This is a genomic window from Sphaerisporangium rubeum, from assembly GCF_014207705.1.
GTDB lineage: Bacteria > Actinomycetota > Actinomycetes > Streptosporangiales > Streptosporangiaceae > Sphaerisporangium > Sphaerisporangium rubeum.
This window is the reverse complement of the sequence record NZ_JACHIU010000001.1, coordinates 6,798,657-6,813,874: the sequence shown is the minus strand read 5'-3', so window position 1 is coordinate 6,813,874 and position 15,218 is coordinate 6,798,657. Positions and strand designations below refer to the sequence as shown.

The following is a 15,218-nucleotide window of genomic DNA, read 5'->3' as shown; positions in this document are numbered from 1 at the left end:
GCTCAGCGCACGATCGTGGGGTGCGTGGGGCTGAACAGCCAGGCGTCGAACAGGTCCTTCACCGGCTTGCCGCCGACTTTCTCCGCCATCGCGATGAACTGCGGTGTGGTGGCGTTGGAGTGCGCGTATGTCCTGGTCCAGGTGCGCAGCAGCTCGAAGAACTTGTCGTCGCCGATGCGGCGGCGCAGCACGTGCAACGTCATGGCGCCGCGCGTGTAGACCGAGTTGTGGAACAGGTCGTCGCGGCGCGCCTCACCTGGCGGGTACCCCCACATCTCGGAGCGGTCGGCGCCGTTGTACCCCTCGAAGGTCTGGTCGGCGCTCGCGCCGCCGTTGCGCTCGGCCCACAGCCACTCGGCGTAGGTCGCGAAGCCCTCGTTGAGCCAGAGGTCCTTCCAGCGGGTGATGCTGACGCTGTCGCCGAACCACTGGTGGGCCAGCTCGTGCGCGATGATGCTCTGGTCGGGGGCGAAGCCGCCGTACATGGGCTTGGTCTGGTTCTCCAGCGCGTAACCGGCGGAGAAGTCGTCGATCACGCCGCCGGTGGACGAGAACGGGTAGGGGCCGAAGACCGTGGACCAGTAGTCGGTGACCTTGGCCGAGGTGGCGAACAGCGAGTCGAGCTGGTGGGAGTACGCCGGGTCGGTGGCGGCGTACACGGGGATGCCGCGCGTGCTCTTGCCGGTGCGGACCTGGAACTTCCCGAGGGTGATCGTGGCGAGGTAGGTCGTCATCGGGTGCGACTCGCGCCACGTGAACGTGGACTTGTCACCGGAGGTGGCGGGGGGCCTGGTCATCTCGCCGTTGGCGATGACGGTGAGCCCCGCGGGGACGGTGACGTCGAAGTCGAACGTCGCCTTGTCGGCCGGGTGGTCGTTGCAGGGGAACCACGTCTTGGCGCCGTTCGGCTCGGCGGTGACGAACGCGCCGTCCTTGGTGGGGATGAAGCCGTAGGTGCCGAGGTTGGAGGAGTTGCGCACCGGGTCGGGCTTGCCGCCGTACTCGACGGCGACGGTGAAGGACGTGCCCTTGGCGATCGGCTCGGCCGGCGTCACGACCAGCTCGTCGCCGTCCCTGGTGAACGTGGCGGCGGCGCCGTCCACGGTGACCGCGCGCACGGTGAAGCCGTGCAGGTCGAGGTGGAACAGTGACAGGTCCTGCGTGGCGGCGGCCTTGACGGTCGCGGTGCCGTCGAGGGTCCGCGACGACGGGTCGTATCCGAGCCGCAGGCCGTAGTGCGCGACGTCGTACCCGCCGTTGCCGTCACGGGGGAAGTCGGGGTCGCCGATGCCGGCCGCGCCGGGAGTGCCTGCGGAGCCGCCGGAGCGCTCGGTCGCCGCGGGGGCCCCGCTCGGCGCCGTCGCGCCGTTCGAGGCCGAGCAGGCGCCGGTCGCCATCACGACGGCGGCGAGCGCGGCCGTCACACGCGTTGGCGTATGCATGCCGTGCAGCCTACGCGAGAAAGGGCAGGTCATCCGGCATCCTCGGCATCACGTGGCCTGGACCGCGGAACTTTCCCGGCCGGAAGCCGGCCCACGAGGTCGTTTTCTCCCTCTCCGGCACGGTAGATCCACCCCGGGGGACCGGCCCCGTACGGGGGGGAGGGGCCGGTCCCTTGAAGAGGCGGCGCGGGCCGCCTGCGGGAAGGGTCAGAGGTTGCCGCGCCGCTCCTGCTCGCGCTCGATGGCCTCGAACAGGGCCTTGAAGTTGCCCTTGCCGAAGCCGAGGGAGCCGTGGCGCTCGATGAACTCGAAGAACACGGTGGGACGGTCCTGCACGGGCTTGGTGAAGATCTGCAGCAGGTAGCCGTCCTCGTCGCGGTCCACGAGCACGCGTTCCCGCTTCAGCTCCTCGACCGGCACCCGCACCTCGCCGATCCGCGCGCGCAGCTCGGGGTCGTCGTAGTAGGAGTCAGGCGTGTCGAGGAACTCGATCCCCGCGGCCCGCATCTCGCGCACGGTGCGCAGGATGTCGTTGGTCGCGAGCGCGATGTGCTGCACCCCGGGGCCGCCGTAGAACTCCAGGTACTCGTCGATCTGCGACTTCTTCCGGCTGAGCGCCGGCTCGTTCAGCGGGAACTTGACCTTGCGGGTGCCGTTCGCGACGACCTTGGACATCAGCGCCGAGTAGTCGGTCGCGATGTCGTCGCCGATGAACTCCGCCATGTTGGTGAAGCCCATGACGTTCTTGTAGAACTCGACCCACTCGTCCATCTTGCCGAGCTCGACGTTCCCGACGCAGTGGTCGACGGCCTGGAAGTACCGCCGGGACGGCGGCGCCACGATCGGTTCGGCAGGCACGTACCCCGGCAGGTACACACCGCTGTAGTTGGACCGGTCGACCAGCGTGTGCCGCGTCTCGCCGTACGTCGCGATGGCGGCGAGCACCACCTTGCCGCGCTCGTCCTCCACGACGTGCGGCTCCACGAGCCCGCGTGCGCCGGCCGCCACGGCGTGCGCGTACGCCTCCTCCACGTCCGGTACGTCGAGGGCCAGGTCGATGACCCCGTCGCCGTGCCGCGCGACGTGGTCGGCGATCTCGGTGCCGGCCCGCACCGAGCCGCGCAGTTCGAACCGAGCGCCGCCGGAGGTCAGCACGTAGGCCACCTCGTCACGGCTCCCCGTCTCCGGCCCCTTGTAGGCGACCAGGCGCATGCCGAAGGCGGTGGAGTAGTAGTGCGCCGCCTGCTTGGCGTTGCCGACGGCGAAGACCACGGAGTCCATGCCATGCACGGGAAATACATCGCTCATGCCCCTCACCCTCCGATGTGGTGGCCTATGTGTGCAAGCGTTGGAAATTTCAGTAGTCATCTTGACCAGTCGAAACCGGACTTCGCCGGTAATGCTGTACAGCCTGATGATCGACCAGCCGGTCCGTGTCCGACTGCACCGCCGCGCAGGGCCCGAGGACCGGTGACCGTGTCCTTTTCGCGGCTCCGGTTGTGCGTTACTGTGCACGTTCACAGGGGGTTTTCGGGGGTTCTGTCCACATTCCTCACCTGACCGGAGGAAAGAATGAAGAAGATCCTGGCGGCACTCACCGTGCTCGCCGCCGCGGTGTTACCCGCCGCGACGCCGGCGCACGCCGCCACCCCGCTGAGCATGCTCGGCGCCGACGTGTCCACCTTGCAGCGCGCGCTCGACCTCGGCGCGCGGTACTACGACGCGAACGGCAACCAGCGGGACCCGCTGGACATCCTCAAGAGCGTCGGCGTGAACTACGTACGCCTGCGTGTCTGGAACTCGCCGCGCAGCGGCTACAACAACAAGTCGAAGGTTCTCGCGTTCGCGCGGACGGTCAAGGCCAAGGGCCTGAAGCTGCTGGTCGACTTCCACTACTCCGACACCTGGGCCGACCCCGGCAAGCAGTACAAGCCGGCCGAGTGGTCGAGCCACGGCATCGGCCAGTTGCAGAGCGACGTGTACAACTACACCTACGACGTGTGCAACAGCCTCAAGGCGCAGGGCACGACCCCCGACAGCGTGCAGATCGGCAACGAGATCAACACCGGCATGCTGTGGAACGACGGCAAGGTCGTCAACAGCGACTTCACCAACCTGAGCCTGCTGCTCAAGGCCGGCTACAACGCCACCAAGGCCTGCAACTCCGGCACCCAGGTGATGATCCACACCGCGCTGGCGGACAACCTCACCGCCGCGCGCTGGTTCTACGACGGCATCAGGGCCAAGGGTGTGCCGTGGGACATCACCGCATTGTCGTACTACTGCATGTGGCACGGCACCCTGTCCAACCTGTCCGGCGTGATCTCGGACCTGCGGTCCCGCTACGGCAAGCCGCTCGTCATCGCCGAGACCGCCTACCCGTTCACCGCCGGCAACGCCGACTCCACCCCCAACGCCGTCACCACGGGATGCTCGGGGTACGGCCTCACCTGGCAGGGGCAGGGGTCGCAGTTCGCGGCGGTGCAGAACACGGCACGCAACGCCGGCGCCATCGGCGTCTTCTACTGGGAGCCGACCTGGTACGCGGTCCCCGGCAACGGCTGGGACCCGGCGGACATCAACGGCAGCGGCGACGGCTGGGACAACATGGCGATCTTCAACTGGACCGGCCAGATCAACCCCAACGTCCGATGGATCCCCTAGCCGCCTAGGCAGGTTGCCTGGTCGTAGCGGGGGTTCGTCCGCGAGGCTGTACAGCATGACGATCGACGAGCTGGACGTACGCCTGATCACGCTGCTGCACGCCGAGCCCCGGGTCGGCGTGCTCGAGGCGTCACGCAGGCTCGGGGTGGCGCGCGGCACGGTGCAGGCCAGGCTCGACCGCCTGACGGCGAACGGCGTGATCACCGGCTTCGGCCCCGACGTGGACCCGGCCGCGCTCGGCTACACGGTCACCGCGTTCGTCACGCTGCACATCCGGCAGGTCAGCGGCCACGACCCGGTCGCGGGCCTGCTCGCGAGGATCCCCGAGGTGCTGGAGGTCCACACCATCACCGGCGGGGACGACATGCTGTGCCGCGTCGTGGCGCGAAGCAACGCCGACCTGCAGCGGGTCATCGACCTGATCGTCGAGGTCGAGGGTGTGGTCCGCACGTCATCGGTGATCGCGCTCGACACACCGGTCGTCTATCGTGTGCTGCCGCTGGTCGCCGCGGCGCCGCGCCACGGCCCCCGATGAAGCGCTCCCACCGGTTTGACGGTCCGCGGGGTGGCCCTTCACCCGCCACGGCGCGTCCCATGGCGTCCCCTGGCCGTTCGCATAACCTCGCGATACGAAGTTCGACAGCCGCCTCGACGGGCAGAGCACGGCTATCTATGGTTTAAATTGGACGGTCCGCCCAGCTTACGGGGGTTTAGCTGAGCATCGGGGGTGACACCGTGGGGGAACCGCGCAAGACCGGCAGGGCCGGACGGCGGCTCCTCCGCCGACTTCTGATCGCGTTCGCCTTCGTGCTCGTCGCCGCAGGCGGCGCGCTCGCCGTCGCGTGGATCCTCACGCCGATCCCCGACACCACGCAGAAGCTCGCCACCGCGCAGGGCTCCACCGTCTACTACCGCGACGGCAAGACCGTGCTGGCCCGCCAGGGGGTGAACCGCAAGAACGTCCCGCTGGACACCGTGCCTGAGCACGTCAGGAACGCGGTCATCGCCGTGGAGAACCGCACTTTTTACCAGGACCAAGGCGTTTCCCTGCAAGGCACCGTGCGCGCCATGTGGTCGACGGTGACCGGCAGCCAGCTCCAGGGCGGCTCCACGATCACCCAGCAGCTCGTGCGCAACTACTACAGCGGGCTCAGCCAGGAGCGCTCCGCGACGCGCAAGCTCAAAGAGATCATGATCGCGTTGAAGGTCGACCGCTCCAAGTCCAAGGCGTGGGTGCTGGAGCAGTACCTCAACACCATCTACTTCGGCCGCGGCGCGTACGGCGTCCAGGCCGCCGCGCAGGCGTACTTCGGCAAGGACGTCGGCAAGCTCACCCCCGCGGAAGGCGCCTATCTCGCCGCGGTGATCCAGCAGCCGTCCCGCTTCGCGTCCCCCGAGGGGGCCGACCTCGCGGCGGCGCAGGCGCGCTGGCGGTCGGTGCTCGGCGCGATGGCGCAGACCAAGGCGCTCACGGCGTCCGAGGCCGCCGCGATGACGTTCCCGAAGCTCGCCAAGCTGAAGAACCCTCTGACGCTGAGCGGCCAGAAGGGCTACATCATGGCCCAGGTGCGGGCCGAGTTGAACCGCCGCGGGTTCACCGACGAGGAGATCCAGCAGGGCGGTCTCAAGATCACCACGACGTTCGACAAGCGCCTGATGGCCGCCGCGGCGCGCGCCGTCAAGGACACGCTGCCGGACGACACCCCCGGCAAGGTCCGCACCGGCCTCGCCGCGGTGGACCCGGCCACCGGTGAGGTGGTCGCGTTCTACGGCGGCAAGGACTACCGCGACAACCAGTACGACAACGCGTTCTCCGCCAAGGTGCAGGCCGGGTCCACCTTCAAGCCGTACGCTCTGGCGGCGGCGCTCGAGGACGGCATGGGTCTCGGCACCCGCGTGAACGGCAACTCGCCGATCCGGGTCGCCACGGCGCGCGAACCCATCCCGAACTCCGGCGGCACGTCGTACGGCGCGTCGATCGACCTGGTGGCGGCCACGCGCGACTCGGTGAACACGGCCTTCGTCGACCTCGGCCAGAAGGTCGGCCTCGACAAGATCGCCAAGGTGGCCGAGGCGGCCGGCATCCCCGCCGACCAGCTCGCCGTGCAGAAGAGCTTCCCGACCTTCCCGCTCGGCACCGCCTCGGTGAGCGCCGTGCAGCAGGCGTCGGGCTTCGCGACGTTCGCCGCGCAGGGTGTGCACCGTGAGGCGCACGTCATCAGGGCCGTCACCGACGCCAAGGGAGTGACGCGCAAGTTCGCCGCACCCGCCGTGCGCGCGTTCAAGGCGGACACCGCCGCCGACGCCACGTACGCGATGCGGCAGACCGTCGAGGGAGGCACCGGCACCGGCGCGCGGCTGTACGACCGGCCGGTGGCAGGCAAGACCGGCACCAGCGACGCGTCCAGCTCGGTGTGGTTCGTCGGCTACACCCCCCAGTTGTCCACCGCGGTCAACATGTTCCGCGACGACAACAAGACCGTCCGCGTCCCCGGGTACGGCGCGCTGTTCGGCGGTTCACTGCCGGCGCAGGTCTGGAAGGCCTTCATGACCGACGCCATGGACGGCAAGCCGGTCAAGGAGTTCCCCGAGCCCGTGACCTACAACCGCGGCGGCTGGAACGACCAAGGCTGGAACGACCAGGGCTGGAACGACCAGGGCTGGAACGACCACGGCTGGAACGGCGGCAACGGCTGGGGTGACGACCCGCAGGGTCCGCCGCCGAGCGGCGGCCCCGAGACCACCCCGCCGGACCAGCCGCAGCCGTCCGGCCCGCCGGACCCCCGGCCCACCGGTGAGCCGTCGGGGCCGCCGAGCGATCCCGGCCCCGATCAGAACCCGCCGCCGGACGACCCGGGGAACCCGCCGCCACCGCCGCCGCAGGACCCGCCGCCGCAGCAGCAGGAGTTCACCGCGCCGCGCCGCTGACCCGCAGTTCCTCCGTGAGGCCGGCCGGCGTCGTGACCGGCAGCCGGCAGGTGAAGTTCCGGCACACGTACGCGGCGGGCTCGCCGCCGACCAGGCCACGGCCCCGCATCAGCGGCACGTCGCCGTCGCCGAGCGCGATCACCAGGCCCGGCACGCCGGACATCAGCGCCGCATGGCGCAGCGCCGAGGTGCGGGGGTCGTCCGGCGTGCCGGAGATGGCGACCTCCACCGGGCCGGACAGGGCCGCCTCGGTCACCGCGAGACCCCAGCCGGCGAACCTCGCGTGCCGGGAGGCCAGCGTGGTCACCAGGCCGAGCGCCTCCTCGGCGGCGGTGCGGTGGCGCGCGGAGCCGGTGAGCGCGGCGTACGTCAGCAGGGCGCCGGCGGCGGCGAACCGGCCCGAGGGGGTGGCGCCGTCGGTGGACTCACGGGGACGCTGGAACAGCCGCTCGCCGTCGTCCGGCGTGTCGTAGAAACCCCCCTCGCCGTCGGGGAACCGGTCGAGCACGGTGCCGAGCAGCGCTCCGGCCCGCTCGAACCACCGTGCCTCACCCGTCACCCCGTACAGCGCGAGGTACCCCTCGGCCACGTCGGCGTAGTCCTCGAGCACCCCGGCGTTGCGGCCCGCGCGGCCGTCCCGTGAGGTGCGCCACAGCCGCGCGCCGTCGGTGTGCAGCGTGTCGATCAGCTCGGCGGCGCCACGGGCCGCGTCGACCAGGTCGGGACGGCGCAGCAGCGCGCCGGTCTCGGCGAGCGCCGCGACGGCGAGGCCGTTCCACGCGGCCACGACCTTGTCGTCCCTGCCGGGCCGCACCCTGGATGCTCTCGCGGCCAGCAGCTCCGCACGTACGACGTCCAGTTCCTCCCGGTCGTCGGGGTCGGCGAGCAGTTGCAGCACCGACGCGCCATGCTCGAACGTGCCGGACGGCGTCACCTCGAACACCGACGCGGCCCACGCGCCACGCTCCTCACCGAGCACCTCACGCAGCTCGGCCGGGGTCCACACGTAGAACCGGCCCTCTTCACCCTCGCTGTCGGCGTCGAGCGCGGACGCGAAACCGCCCTCGGCCGTGCGCATCTCGCGCAGCATCCACTCGGCGGTCTCGATCGCGACCCGGCGGGCCAGCGGCGAGCCGGTGGCGCGCCACCAGTGGGTGTAGACGCGCAGCAGCAGCGCGTTGTCGTACAGCATCTTCTCGAAGTGGGGCACCACCCACCCGGCGTCCACGCTGTACCTGGCGAACCCGCCGCCGAGCTGGTCGTAGATGCCGCCTCTGGCCATCGCCTCCAGCGTGACGGCCGCCATCTCGGCGGCCTGGCCGGTGCGGTGCCGCAGCAGGAACTCCAGCACCATGGACGGCGGGAACTTCGGGGCCCCGCCGAACCCGCCTCTCGCGGCGTCGAACGTCGTGGCGAGGTCGCGCACGGCCTGCTCGGTGACCTCGGCCGTGGGGACGGGCCCGCCGGCCGGCAGGGCCGCCTCGTCGAGGGCCGCCACGACCTTGCCGCCTTGCGCCAGCACGCTTTCGCGGTCCCGCGTCCAGGCGTCGGAGACGGCCGCGAGCAGACGCTGGAAGTGCGGACGCGGGAAGTAGGTGCCGGCGTAGAACGGGTGGCCGTCCGGGGTGGCGAACACGGTCATCGGCCAGCCGCCCTGTCCCGTCATGGCGGTGGTGGCGTTCATGTACACGGCGTCCACGTCGGGCCGTTCCTCACGGTCGACCTTGACGTTGACGAACGCGTCGTTCATCATCGCCGCCGTCGCGGGGTGCTCGAACGACTCGTGCGCCATCACGTGGCACCAGTGGCAGGCCGAGTACCCCACCGAGATCAGCAGCGGCACGTCACGCCTGCGTGCCTCGGCGAACGCCTCGTCACCCCACTCGTACCAGTCGACGGGGTTGCCGGCGTGCTGGAGCAGATAGGGGCTCGTCGCGTCCCGCAGCCTGTTCATCGGTCCTCCCGGCGCCGTCGTCCCTTGCAGGACGACTCCATCATGTCCGCCGGACCGGACCGCCTCCGGGGGGCTCGCGCCTGGCGTCAGCCGGCGGTGACCAGGTACGCGACTCCGAGCAGGATGACCACGGGAATCAGCCACACCACGACTTCGATCGCGAACTCTTTGTACATCTCCGGCGAACTCCTCAGCTCATCAGATCGGCTTCGGAGCATCCTAACGTCCTGCTCGCACCGCTCACAGCCGCCGCTCAGGCGGGGAACAGGTGCGCGTTGACCGCGCGGACCTCGGCGGCGAGCTCCGGCAGCTCCACGACCGTGCGGCCGGCCTCTCGGAGGGTCTCGGCTCCGACGCAGTCGGTGAAGACCCCCGGCTCGCGCCAGGCGAGCACCACGCGGGGGATCCCGGCGGCGAGGATCAGATCGGTGCAGCTCACCGGCCGGGAGGCGCGGGTGGTGCAGGGTTCGAGCGAGGTGTACACGGTGGCCGCCGCCAGGCGTGGATCATCTGGCGCGATCTTGGCCAGCGCGGCCTCCTCCGCGTGGTCGTGGGGGCTGCTTTCCCGTGAGTGGCCGGTGGCCAGCACCTCGCCGTCCGCCGCCACGACCACGGCGCCGACGGCGAACGCGCTGTCCGAGCGGGGACACCGCCGCGACAGCTCCACCGCTTCGCGCAGCCACGCCAGATCGGTGCGCGGCCCGGGGACACCGGACGCGGGAGGCGGCAGGTACCGCAGGAGGACGACGTCCCCGAGCGGCCGGGCCTCGGCCAGCCGCAGAGGGTTGCCGGGGCCGTACGGGTAGGCGCCGGCCGCGAGGAAACGCGGCGCATCGGGGTCGCCGACGAGGAACGGCGCGATGACCAGGTGGAGCTCGTCGAACAGCCCCGCGCTCAGGAACATCGTGTGGACGGCGCCACCCCCCTCGACCATGAGGCGCCGCACCCCGCGCGCGGCGAGGTCGGCGAGCACACCGGGAAGGTCCAGGGGGTCGCCGGCGTCGACCACGGTGGCGACGGCCCCCACCGCGCCGGCGGCGCGCGCGACGGCGCCGCTCGTGGCGTACACGAGCTTGCCGGTGTCGCCGAGGGTGAAGAACCGCGCCGAGGGGTCGAGATCGCCGCGGCCGGTCAGGGTGACCTTCAGTGGTGTCGGGCCGAGACCCCGCGCGACCCTGGCGGCCCGCCGGTCGGGGGACCGGACCAGGAGGCGGGGGTCGTCCGCTCTGATGGTCCCCGCGCCGACGAGGATCGCGTCACATCCGGCCCGCACCTCGTCCACGCGGTCGAAGTCGGCCTCGTTGGACAACGCCAGCGGCATGCCGGACGTGTCGTCGATGTGACCGTCGATCGACGACGCGACCGACAGAAGGACGTACGGCCGCACCGTCACCGGTCACCTCCACCACGGAAACCCCCATCATGGCCCACCGTCCCGGTGGTGGTCCGGGACGGGGGCCGTCGAGGGTCAGGCGGCCTGGGGTGCGGTGCGAGTGACCCAGACCTGGACGAGACGGATGACGAGCGCCTCAACGATCAAAACGGCTGCCTTGGCGAGTACGCCGGCCAGGAAGTCGGACACCAGATACCTCACAGTTGGGGACTTTCGCCTGCTTTCTACATGATTAAGCAGGTTTCTAGCTACTTGTAACGTTCTGGGTGTCCGGAAGGTGAATTTTCAGTGACCGGAGTCACCGTTCGGCTCCAGCGTGCTCACCCACCGGCTCAGCACCCCGGCCACCACGCCGCAGGTGATCCCGATCGTCCAGCCCACCGGCCCCACGGGCCGGCACCCGAACAGCCGGCTGACGCCGGGGATCGACACCGCGAGCACCAGCGCCGCCATGGACGCGCCGGTGGCCGCCAGCACGGTACGGTCCAGCCCGCCGAGGCCGAGCGTCTGGATGAGCTGCGCCGACACCAGCCCGATCAACCCCACCGTGTCGGCGCGGCCCTCGCTGCCGGTGGTCCGCGCCATCATCCAGGCGGCCGACGCCGCCGCGGCCGTCACCCCGGCCCGCAGGTAGATGTCCCGGGTGAGCGCGGTCCCGAGCGACGCCTCCGGCCCCTCGGCCAGCAGCTTCTCGGGGTTGGTGGCCCGCGGCGGCCGTACGGCGATCGCCAGCGCCGGCAGCATGTCGGTCAGCAGGTTGACCAGCAGCAACTGGCGCGCGTTCAGGGTGTTGCGGCCGGCGACCAGGTTGGACCCCACGGTGAAGGCGATCTCGCCGAGGTTGCCGCCGAGCAGGATGCCGAGCGCGTCACGCACCGAGCTCCACATCGCGCGGCCCTCGACGATGGCGTCCACGATCGTCTCGATGCGGTCGTCGGTCACCACGACGTCCGCGGCGGCCCGCGCGGCCGGCGTGGCCCGCGTGCCGAGCGCGATGCCGACGTCGGCGAGCTTGATGGCCGGCGCGTCGTTCGCGCCGTCCCCGGTGACCGCCACGATGCGTCCGGCCCGCTGCAGGCCGTCCACGATCCTCGCCTTGTGCGAGGGGGTGACACGAGCGAACACCGACACCCCGGGGAGCGCCACGGCGAGCTCGGCGTCGTCGATCCTGTCGAGCTCGGGGCCCGTCATGATCTGGCCGCCGTTCATCGCGCCGAGCTCGGCGGCGATGGCCTCGGCCGTACTGGGGTGGTCCCCGGTGATCATCACGACGCGCACCCCGGCCTTGCGCAGCTTGCGCACGCTCTCGGCCGCCGTGGGCCGCACCGGGTCGGCGAGACCGAGGAACCCGAGGAAGCACAGGCCCTCGATCCGCGACTCGTCCAGGTCGCTGCGGTCGGACGCGATCCGTTCCGCCACGGCCAGCACCCGGTACCCCTGCTGCGCGAGCCGGTCCATCTCCTTGACCAGCGGCCCGGTGCTCTCGGGGTCGAGCGGCAGCACCTGGCCGTCGTGCACCATGGTGGTGCACCGGTGCAGCACGACCTCAGGCGCCCCCTTGACGCTCAGCACGTGCGTCGCGCCGCCGCGCGGAGCCCTCCCGTTCCCCGCGGACCGCAGCGCCGTCAGCTCAGGCGCCTCTTCCGGGAACGGCGTCGCTCCCGCCGGTACGAGTCCGAGCACCGCGTGGTAGCCGCGGGTCGGCTCGAACGGCAGCTCCGCGACCCTGTCCCACGTGCCGAGCCCGTCGGCGTCGCGCACCCCGGCCCGCCGCGCGCCGTCGAGCACGGCCCTGTCGGTGAGGTGGGCCGGGGGCCGGTCCCCCTCGACGCGCGGCCCGGCGCGCAGCGCTGCGGCGAGGATGCGCCGGAACTCCGGCGTCAGCTCGTCCACCGAGCGCTCCATCCGGCCGTCGGAGACACGGCCGAGGGTGATGTGCCCCTCGGTGAGAGTGCCGGTCTTGTCGAAGCACAGCACGTCCACCCGGCCGAGCGCCTCGATGGTCGACGGGTTGCGCACCAGCGTCTCGCGGGTGGACAGCCGCCTGGCCGCCGCCAGCTCGGCGAGCGTCGCGATGAACGGCAGCCCCTCGGGGACCGCGGCCACCGCGAGGCTCACCGCCGGCGCGAGCGCGACACCGGCCGGCACCCGCCGGATCAGGTTGGTGATCATGAGGAGGACGCCTGAGCCGATCGCGACCGGCATGATCTGCCGGCCGAGCGCGCGCAGCCGCAGCTCCACCCCGGTCGGCGGCTTCTGCCGGGCCTCCAGATCCGCGGTGCGACCGACCTCGGTGGCCGTCCCGGTGGCGACGACGACCGCGGTGCCGTACCCGGCGGCGACGGTCGTGCCGGCGAAGACCATGGAACGGCGGTCGGCCACCGAGATCGCGGCGGACGGCGCCGCCGACTTGGCGACGAGCTGCGACTCCCCGGTCAGCGAGGACTCGTCCATCTCCAGCCCGCGCGCCTTGATCACGCGGCAGTCGGCGGGAACCGCGTCGCCGGACCGCAGCTCGATGATGTCGCCGCGCACGAGCTGGTCGGCGACCCCCGCCGACGTGCCGTCGGGACGCCGCAGCCGTACCGGCACCGCCGTGGCGTCGGCCAGCCGGTGGAGCGCGCGGTCGGCCCCGGTGCGCTGCGCGCCGCCTATCAGGCCGTTCACCGAGAGCACCCCGGCGATCAGCACGGCGTCCAGCGCCGACCCCACGGCCGCCGAGATCCCCGCCGCCACGCCGAGCACCGGCGTGAGCGGGTTGGCGAGTTCCTCGGCCGTGGCGCGCAGCAGCGACGGCGGCTTCGCCGGTTCGTCGCGCTCGGGCCGCTTCCTGCGGTGCGCCGCCTCGGCCTCGGTGAGGCCGGACGCCGAGGAGGCGACCCGGTCCAGGACGTCGGACACCGGCAGCGCGTGCCACGGCGTACGGTCGTCGCGCGGCGGCAGCCGCAGCTTGCCGAGGTCGCGACCGGCCCACACGCCGGTGGCGAGCGTCACCAGCGACGTGCAGTCGGCGGCGAGCTGGACCCGGCGCAGCGACCGGTCCTGCGGCCCCATGGCGGCCAGCAGGCCGCCGGCCGCCGCACCCGCCGCGGTCACCCGCACCCCGCGCCTCGCGGTCGACCGCACCAGGGGGAACGACCTCATCAGCAGGTACGCGGCCTCCGTGGAGCACAGCACGTCGGCGTCCCATGCGGGATGCGCGGCGCGCGTGAACAGGCCGATGCCGAGGTCGGCCTCCGCGAGGCCGCGGCCGGTGCGCCGCGCCACCATCGCGACCGCGTGTCCCTCGGCCTGGAGCTCGCGCACCAGAGCGGCGGGTGCGTCGCCGGACCGCTGCTCCTCCACGCCGAGCCGCCACAGCAGGCTGGGGTCGCCGCCGGCCAGCACCACACGGCAGGCCGCGCGTGCCGCACGCACCAGCGTCTCGGCGTACGGATGCAGCTCAGGCACCATGCCGGCGAGCGCCACCTGCTCGCCGTCGTGGGTGATGGAGACGGCCCGCACGCCGAGCTCGCGCCAGCGCGCCGCGCGCTCGGGGACGTCGGCCGTCGGTCTGGCGGCCCAGCCGTCCTGTTCACGTGGCGTCGTCGCGTCGCCGCCTTCGAGCAGCGTGTACGCACGCGCGTGCAGCTCGTCGCGGCCGTCCACGAGCGGCAGCACCTCGTGCACCGTCCACAGGCCCATGGTGAGCGCCTCGGCGTCGAAGACCACGGTGTCGACGCGGTCCATCAGGCGCAGCGACTCACGGTCGAGTATGAGCGCGCCGCGATGCGCGGCCACCCGGCCGACCGCGCTGGTCAGCGCGTCACGGCTGAGGCGGGCCGCCTTCGGGGTGCCTGCCACGAGCATCGCCAGAGCGCGCTGCGGCCCCGACAGCGCGGTGATGACGCCGTACGAGGCCAGCGCGCCTGCGCTGATCGAGTCCGCGTAGCGCTCCACCGGCCCGTACGGCAGCGGCATCGGCCGGCGCCGGACATGACGCCGTATGTAGCGGTAGGAGCCCTTCTTGCGCGCGAACTCGGCCTCCTGCGCGTGCCACGCGTGCCGCGCCGCCTGCGACTCGGCGACGTGACCGAGCGCGGCCAGCGAGTCGATGAACAGGCCGAAGGGACGCAGCGCCAGCGTCTGCGCGGTGAACCGGGTGGAGGCGAACACGACGTTGGACGCCGGACGGCCGATTCTTTTCTCCAGTTCGTGCCGGATGCGCGGCGTGGCCTCCATGAGCTGGAGCAGCGCGGGCAGCGCGGCGGGTGCCTTGGTCACCTGGGTGACCTGGCCGACCACCGCCACGCCGACGCCGACCATCCCGGCGCCGAGCTCGACCAGTGCGCGGGCCTGGTGCTCGACCGCGTGCCGTGCCGTGCGCACGGGATGGCGCGCGGGGTGGCGGCGTGCCTCCTCGTCATCCTCCTGCGGTGGTTCCTCCTCGCCGGCCTTCTCGGGGGTGTCGAACGCGGCGAGGATCGCGAACACCTCGTCCATCGAGACGACGTCGGTGTCGCAGGCGACGTAGACGAACCGCAGCGCGCCGTTCACCTCGGCCCGCGTCACGCCGTCCATGGCGCACAGCCGTTCCTCAAGGGTGCGCGCGGCGGACGCGCTCCCCGGACGGCCGATGTGGTGAAGCTCCACCCGCACCCCGCCGGCGCACGGATGCACCTGGCGCACCCGGGGCAGCATGCCGCGCACGGCGTCGGGCACCAGGGAGATCAACGCGGCCGCCGGGCCCCTGAGTTCTTTGAACAGGAACACCACGCCTCCAGGACGGACCTCGGTCTTCGGCACGCTCGGCGCCGCGCGAGGCGGCGTGATCGTTCCGATCATAGGTCTGACCAGG

The 15,218-nt window shown here is 71.7% G+C and carries 8 protein-coding genes and 1 pseudogene; 3 read left to right on the top strand and 6 right to left on the bottom strand.

What is annotated here, in order from left to right:
- Positions 1–2: 2 nt before the first annotated feature.
- Positions 3–1,442, bottom strand: coding sequence for a M1 family metallopeptidase (locus tag BJ992_RS28775; protein WP_184986311.1), 1,440 nt, complete (start codon positions 1,440–1,442; stop codon positions 3–5).
- Positions 1,443–1,649: 207 nt separating this feature from the next.
- Complete coding sequence (hppD, locus tag BJ992_RS28770; RefSeq protein WP_246496808.1) at positions 1,650–2,723, bottom strand: 4-hydroxyphenylpyruvate dioxygenase; 1,074 nt, start codon at positions 2,721–2,723, stop codon at positions 1,650–1,652.
- Positions 2,724–3,014: 291 nt separating this feature from the next.
- Here hppD and BJ992_RS28765 point away from each other — a divergent pair, with 291 nt between their 5' ends.
- From BJ992_RS28765 to BJ992_RS28755, 3 genes are all read left to right on the top strand, one after another.
- Positions 3,015–4,106 (top strand): glycoside hydrolase family 53 protein, encoded by a 1,092-nt coding sequence (locus tag BJ992_RS28765; protein WP_184986307.1) that lies wholly within the window; start codon positions 3,015–3,017, stop codon positions 4,104–4,106.
- A gap of 55 nt (positions 4,107–4,161) precedes the next feature.
- Positions 4,162–4,641, top strand: a complete 480-nt coding sequence (locus BJ992_RS28760) for an Lrp/AsnC family transcriptional regulator (RefSeq protein WP_184986305.1) — start codon at positions 4,162–4,164, stop codon at positions 4,639–4,641.
- A gap of 200 nt (positions 4,642–4,841) precedes the next feature.
- Positions 4,842–7,034 (top strand): transglycosylase domain-containing protein, encoded by a 2,193-nt coding sequence (locus BJ992_RS28755; RefSeq protein WP_184986303.1) that lies wholly within the window; start codon positions 4,842–4,844, stop codon positions 7,032–7,034.
- On the opposite strand, the gene BJ992_RS28750 is transcribed toward BJ992_RS28755, so the two are convergent.
- From BJ992_RS28750 to BJ992_RS28740, 4 genes and pseudogenes are all read right to left on the bottom strand, one after another.
- Positions 7,015–8,988 (bottom strand): thioredoxin domain-containing protein, encoded by a 1,974-nt coding sequence (locus BJ992_RS28750; protein ID WP_184986301.1) that lies wholly within the window; start codon positions 8,986–8,988, stop codon positions 7,015–7,017. The two genes, BJ992_RS28755 and BJ992_RS28750, sit on opposite strands and share 20 nt — an antisense overlap.
- A gap of 253 nt (positions 8,989–9,241) precedes the next feature.
- On the bottom strand, positions 9,242–9,727 hold the full coding sequence (locus BJ992_RS33380; protein ID WP_425503738.1) for a deaminase: 486 nt from the start codon (positions 9,725–9,727) through the stop codon (positions 9,242–9,244).
- Positions 9,728–9,757: 30 nt separating this feature from the next.
- Positions 9,758–10,375: pseudogene (locus tag BJ992_RS33375) on the bottom strand (RibD family protein); the annotation flags it as partial.
- 291 nt (positions 10,376–10,666) lie between these two features.
- On the bottom strand, positions 10,667–15,205 hold the full coding sequence (locus tag BJ992_RS28740; protein ID WP_184986296.1) for a cation-translocating P-type ATPase: 4,539 nt from the start codon (positions 15,203–15,205) through the stop codon (positions 10,667–10,669).
- Positions 15,206–15,218: the final 13 nt, after the last annotated feature.